Here is a 17404-nt window from a genome sequence, read left to right as displayed (position 1 = left end):
TTGTACGCAAAGTTGGTTTTACCAGCAGACAAAACCACCATCGACCACCAGGTCAACGCCAGTACAGAATGATGCGGCATCGCTTGCGAGGAACAGCGCTGGCCCGGCCATCTCTTCAACTTTCGCCATGCGCTGAATTGGTGTCTGGCTTTCAAATTCGCGAGTTTGATGGACCATCTCTGGGCGAGTGTTCATTGGCGTAGCGGTATAGCCCGGGCTGATAGAGTTAACGCGGATCCCTTTGTCGACCCATTCCATGGCGAGGCTTTTGGAGAGATGGATAACACCGGCTTTGGAGCAATTATAATGCGCCTGCTCAAGGCCACGGTTAACAATAATGCCGGACATGGAGGCGATATTAATAATCGAGCCGCCGCCGAATTCCTGCATCAGTTCAGCTTCTGCTTTACAGGAGTTCCACACGCCGGTGAGGTTAATATCGATAACCCGCTGCCACTGCTCGGTTTCCATTTCCAGCGCCGGGTTGGCGTTGGCGATACCGGCAGCGTTAACGGCGACGTCAAGGCGACCGAAGCGGCTTTTGGCTAGCGCAACGCCCGCGCGCAGATCGCTGAGCTGGCGTACATCACCGGTATAGAAGCAGGCCTGCCCACCAATCGCTTCAATATTTTTAACGGTTTCAGCAAGGCCGCCGTCTTCGCGGAGATCGAAGCAGACTACCCGAGCGCCTGCGCTGGCGAGGCCGTAAGCAATCATCTGACCGATACCGCTGCCCGCGCCGGTCACGAAGGCCACGCGGTCCTGCAGATTAAACAGTTGTTGAGCAAAATCTTTTGCGATCATAGTTATTACTCTCTGAATAAATATCCTGTGGTACGTCAGGAGGATGTTCCCGGATTGCGGCGTAAACGCCTTATCCGGGCTACCAAACCGTGCCGACCGGTAGCCCGGGTAAGGCGCCAGCCGCAACCCGGGGAATGGCATTACGACATAATCAGGCCGCCATCGATATTGATGGTCTGCCCGGTGAGATAACGTGCATCGTCAGACGCCAGGAAAGCCACCAGTCCGGCAACATCTTCTGGTTTGCCCGCGCGCTTCATCGGAATGCCTTCGACCCACTCCGCCATCAGCTCACCCTTGCCGTAGCGTTTCTGCTCGGTGCTGAGGACTTCGCCCCATACGCGGTCGTTGTAATCCCACATCTCGCTTTCAATAATGCCCGGACAGAAGGCGTTGACGGTGATATTCCACTGTGCCAGCTCGTGAGCCAGGCTCTGGGTGATGCCGATAACGCCCATTTTGCTGGCCGCGTAATGTGGAGTGTAGATAAAGCCCTGACGGCCCTGGCCGGAAGAGGTGTTAATCAGGCTGCCGTGGTTTTGTTTCACCATGTACTTGGCGGCTTCGCGACAGCACAGCCAAACGCCGGTGGTGTTAACGGCCAGCACTTTTTCAAAGTCGGCTTTCGGCATGCGATCGTAATAGTCGATGGTGATCACGCCTGCGTTCTGAATAGAGACATCAATCGTGCCGAAGCGCGCTGCCGCCTGCTCGTACAGTGACTGCACCTGCGCTTCATCGGTCACATCAACCTGTAATGACAGGATGTCAGCCTGATAGCGCTGGCGTAAGGTTTCCGCCGTTTCGTGAACGCGCTCGGCGTTAGAAACCATCACCAGATTTGCGCCGTCGCGAGCAAAGCGCTCAGCAATACCGGCACCAATTCCACGGCATGCGCCAGTGATAACAACCGTTTTGTTTTTGAAATTTCTTTGCATTTTTTCTTCCCTTGTATAGGCCGGACGCAAGTGCGTCCGGCGGGGTAATGAAGACGTTATTAGCTGGTGGCTCCTGCCGTCGCCAGTTTCTCTTCATGGCGGCGCATCAGGATGACCTTGTTCTGTAGTTTCTGCTGGAACTGGTCGACGACGACGGCGGTGACGATAACCACGCCCTTAATGACCATTTGCCAGAAATCGCTGACTCCCATCATCACCATGCCGTCGGCAAGGAAGACGATAACGAAAGCACCAATAATTGAGCCAGTCACCCGACCACGGCCGCCCGCCAGCGCGGTTCCGCCGAGTACGGTGGCACCGATAGCATCCATTTCGAACATATTGCCGGTCATTGGGTGCGCGGTTTGCAGCTGCGAAGCGACAATCAGGCCAACGAACGCAGCGCACAGGCCAGAGAAGGCGTAGACGAATATTTTTGCTTTAACGATTGGGACACCGGCCAGGCGAGCAGCGGATTCGTTACCGCCGATAGCGTAGATATAGCGGCCCAGCGGGGTTTTGGTGGTCAGCCAGAAGCCCAGCAGCAGGAAGCCGATCATCAGCCAGATGGGCAGATAAATCCCCATCAACGTCCCGGACCCCAGGGTGGCGAAACCGGTGTTGCCCAGCGCTTCTATCCCGTTGAGGTTAGGATAGGTGCTGCCGTTGTTGAACAGCAGTGCGGAACCCCTGGCGACATACATCATGCCCAGCGTACAGATGAAAGGAGCGACGCCGAAGCGGGTGATCACCGCGCCGTTAATAAAGCCGACGAGGATGCCGAAAATAGCCACGCACAGAATCACTTCAGGCACATTGAAGAAGATGACGCTGCCGTTCCATAAGGGCAGACCATTGGTCAATAATGCCCCCGCAACCATTCCGCAGATCCCGGCGACGGCACCGACGGAAAGGTCGATCCCTCCGGTCAGGATAACCAGCGTCATGCCGATGGCCAGCAGGCCGGTGATGGCCACGTGCTGAGTCATTATCAGCAGGTTAGATGTGGTCAGGAAATTCGGTACCATCACGCTGAAGAACGCGATAACCAGCAGCAGAGCGATAAACGTTCTGGCCTTCAGCAGGTACATATAAATCATATATTTCTGGTTCATGATGGATTCCAGCCTGATTAATCTTGAGGTGTTGAAGCCGCGATTAATTTTTCGCGGGTAACCGCATGACGCGGTAAATCGGCGGTAATACGGCCATCGGCCATCACCAGGATGCGATCCGCCAGCGCCATGACTTCATCCAGTTCCGATGAAGAGAACATCACTGCCAGACCCTGGTGGGCCATTTTGCCAATCAGGTGATAAACGTCAGTTTTGGCACCCACATCGATGCCGCGCGTTGGCTCATCGAGAAAAACAACCTGTGGTTGCGTCATTAACGCTTTGCCCAGCACCACTTTTTGTTGGTTGCCGCCGCTTAAAGAGGTGATTGGCAGTTCAGGATCGCTGACCTTAATAGCCAGTTCGCGGATCATCTCTTTGACGCTGACAATCTCTTTTTGCGGGTTCAGCCACTTCCATGCCTGGCGAAAACCTTTCAGGCTGAAATCAGATAAGGTCATATTCGATTGAATCGACATCATCTGCACCACGCCTTCGCCCTGCCGGTCCTCAGGAACTAACGCCAGCCCTTTTTTAAGCCGCGCCTGAAACTGAGTTTTGCCAATATTTTCACCGTTAAGATGGACGCTGCCGTTCTGGCAAGGCATCAGCCCGACCAGGCCTTTAAACAGCTCCGTGCGCCCGGCGCCCAGCAGGCCGTATATACCAATCACTTCCCCTTTACTTAATGTGAAGGTCACATCGTTGAGCTTATAACCGCCGCTGTGGTGTAACGCCGTCAGACCTTCAACGGCAAGTACCGCCTCGCCCTTCGGTGCGGGCTGATAGTCGAAATGTTTTTTCTTATCGCCGACCATCTGTTCGATGATCCACGGGATACTGGCATCACTGACATCGCGCTCGCTGATAAAGCGTCCGTCGCGGAAAATAGTGATGTGGTCACCAATTTCCATCAGCTCTTCCAGTCGATGGGAAATATAAATAATGGTGACGCCGCGACGTTTAAGCTGCTCAATGACGTTAAACAGGATTTTGACTTCCGACTGACTGAGTGCAGAAGTAGGTTCGTCCATGATTAATACGCGCGTGTCCTTTGAAAGTGCGCGTGCAATTTCAACCAACTGCTGGTGACCGATACCTAATTCACCAAGTTGGGTATAGGGATCGACATTGAGCTCCAGCCTTTCCAGTAATTTTTTGGCTAACTCATATTGATATTTTTCGTTGATCTTCCCTTTCTGGAAGAACTCGTTAGCCATGAAAATATTATCCATGACGTTCATATTCGGGAATAAATTTAATTCCTGAAAAATGATGCTGATTCCCTGTTTTTCGGCCTGGTGAGTCGAGCTAAGGGTAACCGGAGTACCATCAAGAATAATTTGACCGGAGGAGGGGGTTTCAACGCCAGCAAGCATTTTCATCATGGTGGATTTACCCGCACCATTTTCACCGATCAGAACGTTTACTTTATTTCGATAGACCCGATAGTCCACGTTATCTAAGGCAATAACGCCTGGATAAACGCGAGACAATCCGCGGGTTTCGATAATAACTTCAGATTCGACTGGTTGGGAATTGACGAGTTCTTGCCGCTGCATGTTATTGTCCTCCCGCACGAACAATTTTCGCTGGCGTAATATCAGGAATGGTCTGCGGAATATCCCAGGCTGAAAACACGCCATATACCTGTGTCGTTTCGCCGGTTTTCACCTGTGCCGCTTGAATCATATTGACCGCATGTTCGTTAATCGCCCGACCATATTCGCCAAACAGTACCTGGTCGTTAAAGTCCTGATAGCTGGCACCTTGATAGCCGTCGCGTAATAACGTACCGCGCAGCGTTGGGCCAATTTGCACCACCACGTTGCTGCCGCTGAGATCCTGAATGGTCATTTTTCCGCTACGGGAAGCAGAATCAATTTTGCTGATATTACCTTCAACTTTGACGTAAAAAACGCATGGATTCTCATCCTGAGCGCGATAGCCTAACGTTTTGCAGGCGCTGTCGAAATCTTTCGCCGCGCGCAGGGTGGTCATCAACTCGGCAACGGGACGAGCCCTGGCAACGACCTGCGGAACGATCTGGTCCTGCCACGTTTTATCAATACTCGTCATGTGCGGATTGGGCGGGGATTTAAGATCGGCCAGCTCTTGCTGAGAGACAATACGGCAGCCTCCAAGCGTAAGAACGGCCAGTGCCAGCCAGGTTTTTTTAAACATAATACTCTCCTATGCGCCCCCGTAGGGGCGCAACAACCCGAACTCAGGACTTGATATTGAAGTCCTGAACTTTGTCTGCATTGTCTTGAGTGATCAGAATCCCGCGGAACATCACGCGCTGCTTCGCTGGTTTTTCACCTTTTTGCAGGTAGTTATCCAGATCGGTCACGCCCTGAGCGGCGATAGCCTGGGCCTGGAGCATCACCGTGGCCTGCAGGGTTCCGGCTTTCACCGCATCGCGTTCGTCGTTTCTACCATCGATACCAACAACCACGACATCGGTGCGATTGGCGGCTTTCAGCGCGGCAATTGCGCCAAGAGCGACAGGACCGTTGCCGCAAATTACGCCCTTCACGTCAGGGTGTGCTTGCAGAATACTGTCCATAATGCGTTTGCCATCGATCAACGTCCCTTTGGCATCTTGCTTCGCCACGCTGACCATATCCGGGTATTGGTCGATAACCTGGTGGAAAGATTTAGAGCGGGTAACGCAGTTATTATCCGCAAGGTTACAGGTCAGTTCGGCATATTTTCCTTTCTCCGCCATCTTCTCAACAAATACGTTGGCGACTTCAGAACCGGCCTGGAAGTTATTATGGGTAATCTGCTCAAGGGCGACGTCATCGACAGGGATTTCGCGGTTGATTAATACCACTGGAATACCGGCTTTTTTCGCTTTTTCAATCGCCGCGACGCTGGCGGTAGAGTCAGCATTATCCAGAATAATGCCCTGAACTTTTTTACCGATGGCGGTATCGATCAGTTCATTCTGTTTTTTTACATCTTCGCCATGCGAAAGAATGGTGGTCTGGTATCCCAGCTCTTTGGCTTTCTCACTGGCGCCTTTGGCTTCAGAAGCGTAATACGGATTATCCAGCGAGTTTACCATGATCATGATGGTGCCTTTTTCTGCTGCCTGGGCGGCAAAAGAAAAAGCGGTCAGGGTAGCGGCTGTTAAAAGCGTTAAACGTAATTTCATGACAATTTTCTCTCTTGGTTGTTATTGTCGGGTACGGTGAAACAACGTAAGGCCTGAAAATCAAGTTTATGGGCCGGGGGTCTCCTTTTGTTGATGATTAAGAGCCTATCCATTAGGGCTATTTTACTTGCCATTTTGAACCAGGGCAGTGCTCGAAATCCTCACGTACTCCGCGTACGCTCCGGTTTCTGTGCGCTGTCCGTGTTCAAACTGCCTGCGCCAATAACGCCTACTGGGATAGGCTCTAAGGTTCGTCACACACGAGATTCCCTGGTGGGCGTCAGGCGGACGTTGCCGGTTTCCATAATGTTCTGTTCACCGCATGGCGCCACTCCTGCCATCTTTTCTGCAGGCGCTGGTGGCGGGCCATATCGGGGATAAATTCGCTATGTTCGGTTAAGAAGGCTTTCAGGTCGGTTACCGAGCCTGGGGTCAGGGCTTTGCGGGCCAGAAGGGCTGCGCCAATCGCCGAGAGTTCGGCAACATCGCTGCGCATCACCGGGCATCCCAGCAGGTCGGCCTGATACTGCATTAACCAATCATTTTTTGTTGGGCCGCCGTCGACCATTAATGCCGCCAGGTGGAAGTCATCCTGCTGACGCATGGCGACAACAACATCGGCGATTTGATAGGTGATGGACTCCAGCGCGGCGCGAATCAGGTGCGCGCGTTTAACGCCACGGCTTAGGCCGCAAATTACGCCGCGGGCGCTGTCATCCCACCATGGTGCGCCAAGTCCGGTAAGGGCTGGCACAAAATAGACGCCCAGCGTAGAGTCCACGGAGGCGGGGAGGGTATTGAGCTCGTGAGCCAGTTCGGCATCAGAAAGCTCGCTTAAGCCGGTGCTGTCGGCCATCCACGCAACCGCATCGCCGGTATGCGGAATATTACCTTCGAGTCCGTAGGTGATGCTGTCGCCGTCGTGCCAGGCGATGGTGGTGGCCAGTGCGTCGATATCGCACTGTGCGGATTTTACCGGCGCCATCACTGATGACCCCGTGCCGTAGGTGGCTTTAACGCAGCCCAGTTCGCCAAGCGCGTGACCAAACAGCGCGGCGTGGGAATCACCCACCATCGCCATCACCGGGATACCGTCAGGGATATTGTTCAGCCCGCGGGTATAGCCAAATAATCCGCTGGAAGGTTTAATCTCCGGCAGCGCGGCGCGAGGGATCTGGAACAGTGCCAGCATCTCGTCATCCCACTGTCCGGTTTGCAGGTTCAGCAACTGAGTGCGCGCGGCATTGGAGTGATCGCAATGGAACGCTTCGCCCTGGGTTAAGTTCCACAGCAGCCAGCTGTCGATAGTGCCGAGGCAGATTTCTCCGCGCTCTGCCAACATGCGGCCTTCAGGAATGGATTCCAGCAGCCAGCGCATTTTTGAGGCCGAGAACAGAGGCGCGATCGGCAGGCCGGTGGTGGTTTTGATTTGCTGCTCTTTGTTGTCGCGGCGCAGTTCATCGCAAAATGAGGCGCTGCGGGTACACTGCCAGGTGATGGCGGCGTTAATGGGTTTACCGCTCTGGCGATACCAACCGATGGCGGTCTCGCGCTGGTTGCTGATGGCCAATGCGGCGACGTTCTCTGCACCCACGTGTTCAACCGCTTTAGCGATAACGTCGAGTGAGGCTTCGACCAGAACTTCTCCCGATTGCTCGACCCAACCATCGCGCGGCGTTTGAATCGCCAGCGGCTGCGAGAATTTCACTACCACGTCACCGCGGCTATCGAGCACGACGGCTTTGGCGTTAGTGGTGCCTTCGTCCAGTGCAATGATGAACTCTTTACGTGTTGCCTGCATTAGGTAGTCTCCTGAGTCACACTTCGTCCTGGCGCGGAGGGGGAAGAGTCGGCATTCCTCTTTATCGCATTGCTTCTTAGCAGGCCATGATGTGACAATTCGTTTTCACTTTTTTAATCACTGAATATATATTCGATAGTGATTATTTATTTGATACCTTAGCCAGAAACTTCCCATCGGGCTACAGGAAAAGTTATCAATTGTGCTGGCAATCACACTTATCCGTTCGGTGGAGCATCTGACAATGAGTGAAAAAGAGAGCAGGTTAATGCATTTATCGTATTGAAATATAAATATTTATTTGCATTACCTTTACGCTTCCGGGAAAGCGTAAAGGCTGTGGGAAAGTGTTGGAATGAGGAAGTTAACCCGCGATAAGCAGGCGTGCGGTGGGGTAGTCAGTAATTAACACATCGATATAACCGCCTGATAGCGCACCTTTGATAGCCGCAACCTTATCGCTGCCGCCGGCAAGGGCCACCACGTTGGGGCACTTCTTCACTTTTTCCAGCGCCATGCCGATAACAGGATCTTCATCATCGCGTAACACCGCTTTGCCGTTTTTGTCGTAGTAGTGCAGGCAAATGTCTCCGACCGCGCCGCGTGCAGCCAGCACCTGAAGCATATCTTCGTGGTAGTAGTTCCCGGACGTTTTGAGCAGTTGCGAAGGTTCGAGGATGCCAATGCCGACGATGGCGATATCGACTTCGTCAAAGCGGGCAATGACATCGGCGACATCTTTGCTGGCAATGAGACGATTTTTCTCCTCCGTTGAGCCTTCGATACTTTGGGAAGGAAGCAGCCAGGCATCGCAGTTAAGATGATGCGCCAGGGTCTGGGTGAGGATCGTTGCCTGGACATTACCGTTCGGCCCTACACCACCCAGCAGTTGAATCACGCCGTTGGCCTTCAGATTTTGCGCGTGAACTTCATCGACCATCGCACGAATGGTCGAACTCCAGGAGGAGACGCCAATCAGGTCTTTCGGGCGTAATCGCGTTTCCAGATAGTGGGCGGCGGCGGACCCAATGGCGCGCTTGATGTTGTGATCGTTCGCGTCTTCTTCGGTATCTACCACGATGGCTTGTTTAATTCCGTAGCGATCCTCGAGACCTTTTTCAAGGTTGAGGAAAATATTGGATGGCTGAACAACGCTAATTTTGACCACGCCTTCCTTTTGGCAACGGGTAATCGCTCGGGAGATAAATGACTGAGAAAGCGAGAGAAGTTGAGCGATATCGGACTGCTTTCGTCCTTCAAGATAGTAAAGAGTGGCAATCTTAACTAATAGCCGTTGTTCATCCTGCTTAGCCATATATTTCCCCGAAAATCATTTACGTGCAGCCATTATCTTAGAGCTCATCATCATACGCGAAAAGAAAAGACAGTTAAGTGTGATGGATATCTAACTTTCGCCAATCCTCAAAAACAGCTATGGACAAAAACAGAACAGTGGCTGCATAATTGAATAAAGAATCATTATTGAATATATATTCATGGTGATTTCAGGTCAACTGAAAAGTACCCAGGCGCAGTCAGGCCTGGTGGTAAGGAGGCAGAATGTTCCTGAGTATGATGCAGCGGCGTAAGCCTTGCGATGCGTTGCCTGGGGATGTCTGGTTTTTTTAGTCCCTGACGGAATAAATATTCCAAGTTGAAAATAAATTCAGAGGTATTAAATGAATCCCTATAGCTATGATGTCCAGGCACTTGAGCGTAAAGCCCGCGCCGTTCGTCGCCATATCGTCAGATTGAATGCCAACAGCCCAGCGGGTGGGCACACCGGAGCCGACCTGTCTCAGGTTGAACTGATTACCGCGCTCTACTTCCGCATTATGAACGTTGCGCCGGACCGTATTGCTGACGATCAGCGTGATATCTACATTCAGTCGAAAGGCCACGCGGTGGGTTGCTACTACTGCGTGTTGGCCGAAGCGGGTTTCTTCCCCGTTGACTGGCTGGATACCTATCAGCATGCCAACTCTCATCTTCCTGGCCACCCTGTACGTCAAAAAACGCCGGGCATCGAACTCAACACCGGCGCGCTGGGCCACGGTTTGCCTGTTGCGGTGGGGCTGGCGCTGGCTGCGAAGAAAAGCAACAGCTCCCGCCGCATCTTTTTAATTACCGGCGATGGCGAACTGGCTGAAGGCAGCAACTGGGAAGCGGCTCTGGCCGCGGCGCACTATGGGCTTGATAACCTCGTCATCATTAATGACAAGAACAACCTCCAGCTGGCAGGGCCGACCCGTGAAATCATGAATACCGACCCGCTGGCTGACAAATGGAAAGCCTTCGGCATGACGGTAACCGAGTGCCAGGGCAACGACATGGCGTCGGTGGTGGCGACTCTGGAAGGGCTGAAGCAGGAAGGTAAACCGAACGTTATTATCGCCAACACCACGAAAGGTGCCGGTATTTCCTTTATCCAGGGGCGTCCGGAATGGCACCACCGGGTACCGAAAGGCGAAGAAATTGCACTGGCACTGGAGGAATTGAAAGATGAGTAATGCAGAACACCTGGCGAGCGTGATGGTTGAAGCGTTTATTGATGCAGTTGAAAGCGGTGTTGATCTGGTGCCGGTGGTAGCTGACTCAACCTCGACGGCAAAAATCGCCCCGTTTATTAAACAATTCCCTGGCCGCCTGGTTAACGTGGGCATCGCCGAGCAGAGCATGGTCGGCACAGCAGCTGGCCTGGCGCTGGGCGGAAAAGTTGCGGTGACCTGTAACGCCGCGCCGTTCCTGATTTCCCGCGCTAACGAGCAAATTAAAGTCGACGTTTGCTACAACAACACCAACGTTAAGCTATTTGGCCTCAACGCCGGGGCCAGCTACGGCCCGCTGGCGAGTACCCACCACGCGATTGACGATCTGGCGGTGATGCGCGGCTTCGGTAATATCCAGATTTTTGCCCCTTCTTCACCGCGTGAATGTCGGCAGATTATCGATTACGCCATTCGCTATCAGGGGCCGGTTTATATTCGCCTCGATGGCAAGGCGTTGCCGGAGCTGCACGACGAAAATTATCAGTTTGTGCCCGGTGCGGTAGTGACGCTGCGCGAAGGCGAAGATATCGCGCTGGTAGCAACAGGCTCTACGGTGCATGAAATTGTCGATGCGGCGCAAATTCTGGCCGATGCCGGGGTTCAGGCTAAAGTGGTGAGCGTGCCTTCAATCCGCCCTTGCGATACCGCCGCGCTGCTGGCAGCTCTGAAGCCATGCAAAGCGGTGATTACGGTGGAAGAGCATAACGTCAACGGCGGACTGGGTAGCCTGGTGGCGGAAGTGCTGGCGGAAGCGGGCGTCGGTATTAAGCTCAAGCGCCTGGGGATCCCGGATGGTGAATATGCGGCTGCGGCAGATCGCGGCTGGCTGCGTAAACATCACGGTTTTGATGCGGCCTCTGTTGCTGAACTGGCGCAGAAGATGCGTTGATTTCATGTGCGTCTCTGAAATTGCCCGGTGGCGGCTAGCGCCTTACCGGGCCTACAAAAAATGCGCAACATGATGATGTCGTGGTGTTTGTAGGCCGTGCAAGGCGTCAGCCGCCGCCCGGCAGAAATACGAGCACGGTGTCTAAAACGGCACCTTTTATGACGTACAGAGCGTAATAACAAATTCTCCGGCCTTAATCCATTGCAGCCGAAACTCTTTAGCGGATAGCCGAAGAAGCAAAATTCCTTCCTTTATATACACCAACTCAAAATCGGTAAAACCTCTTCCGGATTGTACGTCCACATGGCAGGCCTTAAACGCGCTCTCTTTCGCCGAAAACGCCAGCGTCAGCGCCAGCTCAGGCGGTAAACCACTGTCATCCAGAACTCTTTTTTCCGCTGCGTTGACGATGCTGCTTTCCAGATCTGCCGCCAGCGAAGGCGTCATGATCCTTTCGATATCAATGCCGACCGGCTGGGCAGAAACCACTGCCAGCGCAGTCTGTTTGCTGTGGCTGATGCTGCCGTACCACGGGGCGGGCCATAGGGGTTGTCGCTGATCGCCAATGGCAGGAACGCTTTTCTCTCCCATTTCCTGTAGCGCATAAACCGCTGCAATACGCCCGGCAAGATGTTCGCTCTGCCGCTTACGGGCGCAGTCGGTTAGCAGGGCGTGATGCGGGAGCCAGAATAGATCTTCAGGCTGAAAAGTTGCAGGGTCGAAATCCACCCGCTGAAGTGAATGATCGGCAAGCTTAATGATTGAGTGTTGGATTTGCATCGTGGAATGTTAGCAGATTCTTCCGTCCGCCCTCTATGAGAAGAGGGCGGAGGAGATCAAGCTAAGCAATTAGAAGTGAGTATTGACGCTCATATACCAGGTACGGCCCGGTTCGTTGTAGGTATACGCACCTGCGCCAGCTATGTAGTTTGCACCTGCAAGATCGCCAGTTGTTTGTGCGTTACCTGCGCGCCACTGACGCTTATCAAAGACATTATCCACGCCGCCGGTCAGGCTGACATTTTTGGTTAGATCCCACGTCGCGCTTAGGCCAACGATGCTATAAGGGCTAACTTCAGCAGTTTCTGGACCAACTGCGGGTTGTCCTTTGTAGTTGTATTTTTTGGGTTGTTGTTTACCGTACCAAGTAAAGGTGGATTGTACTGAAAGGTCATCACGAGCCTGCCAGCTAAGGGTCGAATTCAACGTATACTCTGGAACAATCGATAAGCGATCGCCGGTTGTTTTGTTCTCGCTTTTCAGCATATAGGTGATGTTATTGGTCCAGTTCACCGTTTCACTTACCGGTACGTTTAATGTCCCCTCTAGGCCTTCAACAACGGCTTTTGGCACATTCTCCCATTGATACAGATCGGTTCCACTGTCATTTTTGTCAATGGGAGCATAGCCCGCTTCAATTTTATTCCGGTAATCGTTACGGAACCAAGTAATGCCAGCCAGCCAACCATCACGTTTAAACTCAAGACCGATTTCTTTATTGATGCTGGTTTCGGCCTTCAGATCATCATTACCTTGTAGATAGCAGCCACCGGCACTGGCATAACAGCCTTGGCCCTTACTGTATAAAATATAGTTTGGGTTGGTCTGGTATAGACTTGGTGCTTTATAAGCGCGAGCGATACCCATTTTCAGAGTAAAGTCATCGCCCAGACCTTGAGACAGATTTAGTGACGGGCTCCAGTTATTACCAACGATGCTATGGTGATCGAAGCGCAGCGCCGGAGTTAGCATGGTGCTCTCGGTTACTTCCATATTGTTCTCTGCAAACAGAGAAAAAATTTCTGCTTTTGAGTATGGGCTGCGATTTGTTGAATCTACGCCGGGAATCGCACCGCCAGTATTGTTACCGGTTAGCGGCTGACTATTGGAGCTCAAGTCTTTCATCCGCTGTTGGTTCCATTCAGTTCCAAGCGTCAGATTTTGGTTCACCAAAAGGTCGAAAGGTATGCTGATTTCACTGTGCAGCATAACGTCATCAAGATCGGTATCAACAAAAGATTCGCTGGCTTTTTCATTGAACTTGCCTTCTGTCCCCCCGGCGAGTCCTTCAGGAATTCGCGTGTTACGCGTGTGTTCATATTGTACCCAGTTACTGGTTGTAACTCCGTTATTCCAGCCACCATTCCATGTCAATAGACTGGCCCCCTGAATCTCCAGACAGTTGGTATCACTTAAGTTAGTGATAGTCTTAATACTAGTTTTTAGACTAGTCGTTGGAGTCCGAATGATTGATGTTTTAGGTCCAGAGAAGCGCAGACGGCGAAGTGTTCAGGAAAAAATCGCCATTGTTCAGCAGAGTTTTGAGCCCGGAATGACCGTGTCGCTGGTCGCCCGTCAGCATGGCGTTGCTGCCAGTCAGCTGTTCCTGTGGCGTAAGCAGTATCAGGAAGGCAGCCTTACAGCCGTTGCCGCAGGAGAACAGGTTGTGCCCGCGTCGGAGCTGGCATCTGCGATGAAGCAAATTAAAGAGCTGCAGCGCCTGTTGGGCAAGAAAACCATGGAAAACGAGCTGCTAAAAGAAGCCGTTGAATATGGCCGACAAAAAAAGTGGATAGCGCACGTGCCCTTGTTGCCGGAGGATGGCGAATAAGCCTTGTCAGTCGTTGCCTCCGGGTCTCACGTGCGCAACTGCATGCCATGGCCCGTCGGTCGAAGGACTGGCAGGATCGTCGGTGCAAGCGCAAGCCTGATGATACTGACGCGCTGGCCCGTATCCATACCGTTATCGGCGATCTGCCCACCTATGGTTATCGTCGGGTATGGGCACTGCTGCGCAGACAATCAGAAACTGACGACATGGCGGTGATCAATGCCAAACGCGTATACCGCATCATGCGTCAGAATGCGCTGCTGCTTGAGCGTAAACCGGAAATACCGCCATCGAAGCGGGCGCATACAGGGAAAGTGGCCGTTGGAGAAAGTAACCAGCGGTGGTGCTCTGACGGCTTCGAGTTCAGCTGTGATAACGGTGAAAAACTGCGGGTCACGTTCGCTCTGGACTGTTGCGATCGCGAGGCACTTTACTGGGCGGCCAGTAACGGTGGATATGACAGTGAAACCGTGCAGGACGTCATGCTGGGTGCCGTGGAGCGTCGCTTCGGTAACAGCCTGCCGACATCCCCAGTTGAGTGGCTGACAGACAACGGTTCAGCCTACCGTTCTTATCAGACGCGTCAGTTCGCCAGAATGGTAGGACTGGAGCCTAAACATACGGCGGTACGTAGCCCGGAAAGCAACGGGATGGCAGAGAGCTTCGTGAAAACGATGAAGCGCGATTACATCAGCATCATGCCGAAACCCGACGGGTTAACAGCGGTAAAGAACCTTGCGGAGGCCTTCGAACATTACAACGAATGGCATCCGCATAGTGCACTGGGGTATCGTTCGCCACGGGAATATCTGCGGCGACGAACCAGTCATGGGTTAAGTGATAAAAAGTGTATGGAAATATAGGGGCCAATCCAGTCAAAGAATAGTTTTGGCGATACATACGATTTGTTTCATCGCCGTATTTGGAGCGAGTATACGCGTCAGAGTTAGTGTTCTGGGTATCTCCCGCGTACAGATTGCCCTGGCGACTATAGCCAGCCTCAAACTCTAGAGACTGCATTGGAGCGAAATCCCAACGGACGGAACCATTGATATCTTTATTAATCACACCTTCTCGCCCAGCAGGGAGTGTAGTGGAATAAGTTCCTGCTCGTGCAGATTGATGCCCTTGGTTGATATCCCATGCGTCGGCTTGGGTTTTATCTAGGTTGCCGTACAACCGGAAGCTGAAATCCCCACCCATCGGCCCATTAAGACTAAAATTGGTTCGTTTGGTGGAACCTTCATCTTTATGTTCTGGTACATTGAAATATGTGTCCCATGAACCGTGCCACTCATCGCCGCCTTTTTTGGTGATGATATTCACGACACCGCCCGCCGCGCCGTTACCGTAGCGTGCGGCAGCCGGACCGCGCAGGACTTCAATGCGCTCGATCATTTCCGGCGGAACCCAGCCGGTATCACCGCGGGTATCACGTTCGCCACGCCAGCCCTGGCGCACGGAGTTACGGCTGGTTACGGGCTTACCATCAATCAGGATCAGGGTGTTTTCCGGGCCCATGCCGCGAATATCAATCTGGCGATTGTTGCCGCGCTGGCCGCTGGTGGAGTTGCCAGTCAGGTTAACGCCCGGCATGGTGCGGATAATTTCAGATACGTCGCGCGCAGGCGGACGTTTACGGATTTCATCGGCGGTGATGGTTGAGACGCCCGGAGCCTGAAGGTTCTGTTCGGCGGCGGTAACGACCATGGTTTCGTCAGCGGTTGCGGCTTTGCTATCAGAGGAGGTTTCCGCCGCGCTCAGCGGAAAAGCAGCCCCATAGATTCCCAGATTGACCAGCAAGGCCAGGGATTTGATCCTGTTATTCATTGTACATCCTGCTTTTCGTCGCCACCTTCCCCAAAAGCCCTTTCCCGTCGGGAGGGGAGGCGGTATCAATGTTGCCAGTAGAGGGCACAGGCACTCCGTCGCTGACTCAATAAGCCATCTCTGACATGTTTAATTTTGAAAGACGCGCTTCCCACAGCGCGCTAATACGCTATTGCAAATGAAAATAGTTATCAATAATATTATCAATAAATATTACGTTTATTGATACGTTTGTTGATAAATGTCACGATAAACATAAGGTTAAAAAAGGAATGCAAAAGACAGGAAGTGACGACTGGTGGCAAAGCCTCTCCGGCCCGCAGATTGAGGCCGTTGACGACGCGTATCGGGTGACGTTCTGGTGGCGAGACCCGGCGGGCAGCGAGGCCTCTTCGACGATCCAGCGGGTATGGATTTACATCACCGGCGTCACCGATCATCATAAAAATTCGCTGCCGCAGACGCTGCAACGCGTTCCCGGTACCGATGCCTGGTTCTGGCAAACCACACTCTCGCCCACCTGGCGCGGGAGCTACTGTTTTGTTCCCTCCGAGCGCGATAACGATTTTTCCCCTGAGCTTTTTAACGGCGATAGCCCGGACCGCACGCTGCTGCGTGAAGGCTGGCGCAAACTGCTGCCGCGCGCGATCTCCGACCCGCTCAATCCACAAAGCTGGAAGGGCGGCCGCGGTCATGCGGTGTCTGCGCTGGAGCTGCCTGAAGCCCCGGAGCAGCCGGGCTGGGCGCTGCGCGATGAACCTTATCAGCCGCCGGTCTGCATTGAGTGGCAGAGCCAGCGCCTGGGCAATACGCGACGGATCTGGGTTTATGCTACCGGTGATGGGAATCCGCAAGAGCGCCCGCTGGCTGTCTTGCTTGATGGCCAGTTCTGGGCCGAAAGCATGCCGATATGGTCGCCGCTGGCAGGATTAACCCGTGAAGAGCGACTACCGCAGGCGGTTTATCTGCTGATTGACGTGATTGATAACCAGCACCGCGGCGAAGAGCTCCCCTGCAATGAAACGTTCTGGCTGGCGGTTCAGGAAGAGCTGTTGCCGTTAGTTCGTCAGATGGCCCCTTTCAGCGATCGCGCCGATCGAACCGTGGTGGCAGGCCAGAGCTTTGGTGGCCTGGCTTCAATGTTCGCCGCGCTCTACTGGCCGCAGCGCTTTGGCTGCGTGCTTAGCCAGTCCGGTTCCTACTGGTGGCCGCATCGCGGTGGGGCGCAGACGGGACTGCTGATTGACTGCCTAAGCCGCGGCGAGTTACACCCGCAAGGGCTGCGAATCTGGCTGGAAGCCGGTATTCGCGAGCCGATTATTTTTCGCGCGAACCAGGCGCTTCTCGCGCATCTGGAACAGCAGACGATTTTCTGGCGTCAGGTTGACGGCGGGCATGATGCGCTTTGCTGGCGCGGCGGGCTGACGGCGGGGTTAATCCAGCTGTGGCAGCCTTTATGCCGCGAAGAGTAGCAAAGCGCGCTTTACGAGGAATTTGAAATGCAATTCAGTAACCCCTTCGACAATCCGCAAGGGCAGTTTTACATTCTGCGCAATGAATTACAGCAGTTTAGCCTGTGGCCACATCACTGCTCGCTGCCGGAAGGCTGGGCGGTGGAGTGCCCGCCGCAGTCGCTGGAAGCGTGCAATGCCTGGCTGGCGGCGAACTGGTCAACCCTCACTCCCGCGCACCACGCGTCCTAAG

At 53.4% G+C, this 17404-nt stretch carries 14 protein-coding genes and 2 pseudogenes; 5 read left to right on the top strand and 11 right to left on the bottom strand.

Annotated features, from left to right (window positions below; genetic code table 11):
- Nucleotides 1–18: 18 nt before the first annotated feature.
- From HV213_RS20725 to HV213_RS20690, 8 genes are all read right to left on the bottom strand, one after another.
- Nucleotides 19–804 (bottom strand): SDR family oxidoreductase, encoded by a 786-nt coding sequence (locus tag HV213_RS20725; protein ID WP_181483128.1) that lies wholly within the window; start codon nt 802–804, stop codon nt 19–21.
- A 140-nt stretch (nt 805–944) separates the two neighbouring features.
- Complete coding sequence (locus HV213_RS20720; protein ID WP_181483127.1) at nt 945–1742, bottom strand: SDR family oxidoreductase; 798 nt, start codon at nt 1740–1742, stop codon at nt 945–947.
- A 59-nt stretch (nt 1743–1801) separates the two neighbouring features.
- A complete protein-coding gene (locus HV213_RS20715; RefSeq protein ID WP_181483126.1) occupies nt 1802–2857 on the bottom strand; it encodes an ABC transporter permease in 1056 nt (351 codons plus the stop codon).
- Between the two features lie 17 nt (nt 2858–2874).
- The gene (locus tag HV213_RS20710) at nt 2875–4419 is read right to left on the bottom strand and encodes a sugar ABC transporter ATP-binding protein (protein ID WP_181483125.1); all 1545 of its coding nucleotides are present in this window, start codon (nt 4417–4419) and stop codon (nt 2875–2877) included.
- Nucleotide 4420: 1 nt separating this feature from the next.
- Complete coding sequence (locus tag HV213_RS20705) at nt 4421–5041, bottom strand: DUF2291 family protein (protein ID WP_181483124.1); 621 nt, start codon at nt 5039–5041, stop codon at nt 4421–4423.
- A gap of 43 nt (nt 5042–5084) precedes the next feature.
- Nucleotides 5085–6020 (bottom strand): D-ribose ABC transporter substrate-binding protein, encoded by a 936-nt coding sequence (locus HV213_RS20700; RefSeq protein WP_181483123.1) that lies wholly within the window; start codon nt 6018–6020, stop codon nt 5085–5087.
- 280 nt (nt 6021–6300) lie between these two features.
- Entirely contained in the window at nt 6301–7821 is a 1521-nt protein-coding gene (locus tag HV213_RS20695; RefSeq protein WP_181483122.1) for an FGGY family carbohydrate kinase, read from the bottom strand.
- A 364-nt stretch (nt 7822–8185) separates the two neighbouring features.
- Nucleotides 8186–9136: a sugar-binding transcriptional regulator gene (locus tag HV213_RS20690; RefSeq protein WP_181483121.1), complete on the bottom strand. Its 951-nt coding sequence runs from the start codon at nt 9134–9136 to the stop codon at nt 8186–8188.
- A gap of 364 nt (nt 9137–9500) precedes the next feature.
- Between HV213_RS20690 and HV213_RS20685 the strand changes: the two genes are divergently transcribed.
- Both HV213_RS20685 and HV213_RS20680 read left to right on the top strand, forming a co-directional pair.
- A complete protein-coding gene (locus HV213_RS20685; protein ID WP_110273255.1) occupies nt 9501–10331 on the top strand; it encodes a transketolase in 831 nt (276 codons plus the stop codon).
- Nucleotides 10324–11259, top strand: a complete 936-nt coding sequence (locus tag HV213_RS20680) for a transketolase family protein (protein ID WP_181483120.1) — start codon at nt 10324–10326, stop codon at nt 11257–11259. The genes HV213_RS20685 and HV213_RS20680 overlap by 8 nt, the downstream gene beginning before the upstream one ends.
- A gap of 156 nt (nt 11260–11415) precedes the next feature.
- On the opposite strand, the gene entD is transcribed toward HV213_RS20680, so the two are convergent.
- A complete protein-coding gene (entD, locus tag HV213_RS20675) occupies nt 11416–12039 on the bottom strand; it encodes an enterobactin synthase subunit EntD (RefSeq protein ID WP_181483119.1) in 624 nt (207 codons plus the stop codon).
- A gap of 69 nt (nt 12040–12108) precedes the next feature.
- Nucleotides 12109–13413, bottom strand: a pseudogene (locus tag HV213_RS20670) (FepA family TonB-dependent siderophore receptor); the annotation flags it as partial.
- Nucleotides 13414–13504: 91 nt separating this feature from the next.
- Between HV213_RS20670 and HV213_RS20665 the strand changes: the two are divergent.
- Nucleotides 13505–14733, top strand: a protein-coding gene (locus HV213_RS20665) for an IS3-like element ISEc36 family transposase (RefSeq protein WP_110129298.1) whose coding sequence is annotated in 2 segments (ribosomal slippage) — nt 13505–13820 and nt 13820–14733 — 1230 coding nt in all. Because the reading frame shifts where the segments join, the coding sequence is not laid out codon by codon here.
- Between the two features lie 10 nt (nt 14734–14743).
- Here HV213_RS20665 and HV213_RS20660 read toward each other — a convergent pair.
- Nucleotides 14744–15700 (bottom strand): annotated as a pseudogene (locus HV213_RS20660) (FepA family TonB-dependent siderophore receptor); the annotation flags it as partial.
- A 272-nt stretch (nt 15701–15972) separates the two neighbouring features.
- Between HV213_RS20660 and fes the strand changes: the two are divergent.
- Nucleotides 15973–17172 (top strand): enterochelin esterase, encoded by a 1200-nt coding sequence (fes, locus tag HV213_RS20655; protein ID WP_181483118.1) that lies wholly within the window; start codon nt 15973–15975, stop codon nt 17170–17172.
- A 27-nt stretch (nt 17173–17199) separates the two neighbouring features.
- On the top strand, nt 17200–17403 hold the full coding sequence (locus HV213_RS20650; RefSeq protein ID WP_181483117.1) for an MbtH family protein: 204 nt from the start codon (nt 17200–17202) through the stop codon (nt 17401–17403).
- Nucleotide 17404 lies beyond the last annotated feature (1 nt).

It is taken from the genome of Klebsiella sp. RHBSTW-00484, from assembly GCF_013705725.1.
GTDB lineage: Bacteria > Pseudomonadota > Gammaproteobacteria > Enterobacterales > Enterobacteriaceae > Klebsiella.
Note: the sequence above shows the minus strand (reverse complement) of the source record. Positions and strands in the feature narration are given on the sequence as shown.

Coding starts and splice junctions, on each gene's coding strand:
- HV213_RS20725 (WP_181483128.1), bottom strand. CDS start 804: ATGATCGCAAAAGATTTTGCTCAACAACTGTTTAATCTGCAGGACCGC.
- HV213_RS20720 (WP_181483127.1), bottom strand. CDS start 1,742: ATGCAAAGAAATTTCAAAAACAAAACGGTTGTTATCACTGGCGCATGC.
- HV213_RS20715 (WP_181483126.1), bottom strand. CDS start 2,857: ATGAACCAGAAATATATGATTTATATGTACCTGCTGAAGGCCAGAACG.
- HV213_RS20710 (WP_181483125.1), bottom strand. CDS start 4,419: ATGCAGCGGCAAGAACTCGTCAATTCCCAACCAGTCGAATCTGAAGTT.
- HV213_RS20705 (WP_181483124.1), bottom strand. CDS start 5,041: ATGTTTAAAAAAACCTGGCTGGCACTGGCCGTTCTTACGCTTGGAGGC.
- HV213_RS20700 (WP_181483123.1), bottom strand. CDS start 6,020: ATGAAATTACGTTTAACGCTTTTAACAGCCGCTACCCTGACCGCTTTT.
- HV213_RS20695 (WP_181483122.1), bottom strand. CDS start 7,821: ATGCAGGCAACACGTAAAGAGTTCATCATTGCACTGGACGAAGGCACC.
- HV213_RS20690 (WP_181483121.1), bottom strand. CDS start 9,136: ATGGCTAAGCAGGATGAACAACGGCTATTAGTTAAGATTGCCACTCTT.
- HV213_RS20685 (WP_110273255.1), top strand. CDS start 9,501: ATGAATCCCTATAGCTATGATGTCCAGGCACTTGAGCGTAAAGCCCGC.
- HV213_RS20680 (WP_181483120.1), top strand. CDS start 10,324: ATGAGTAATGCAGAACACCTGGCGAGCGTGATGGTTGAAGCGTTTATT.
- entD (WP_181483119.1), bottom strand. CDS start 12,039: ATGCAAATCCAACACTCAATCATTAAGCTTGCCGATCATTCACTTCAG.
- fes (WP_181483118.1), top strand. CDS start 15,973: ATGCAAAAGACAGGAAGTGACGACTGGTGGCAAAGCCTCTCCGGCCCG.
- HV213_RS20650 (WP_181483117.1), top strand. CDS start 17,200: ATGCAATTCAGTAACCCCTTCGACAATCCGCAAGGGCAGTTTTACATT.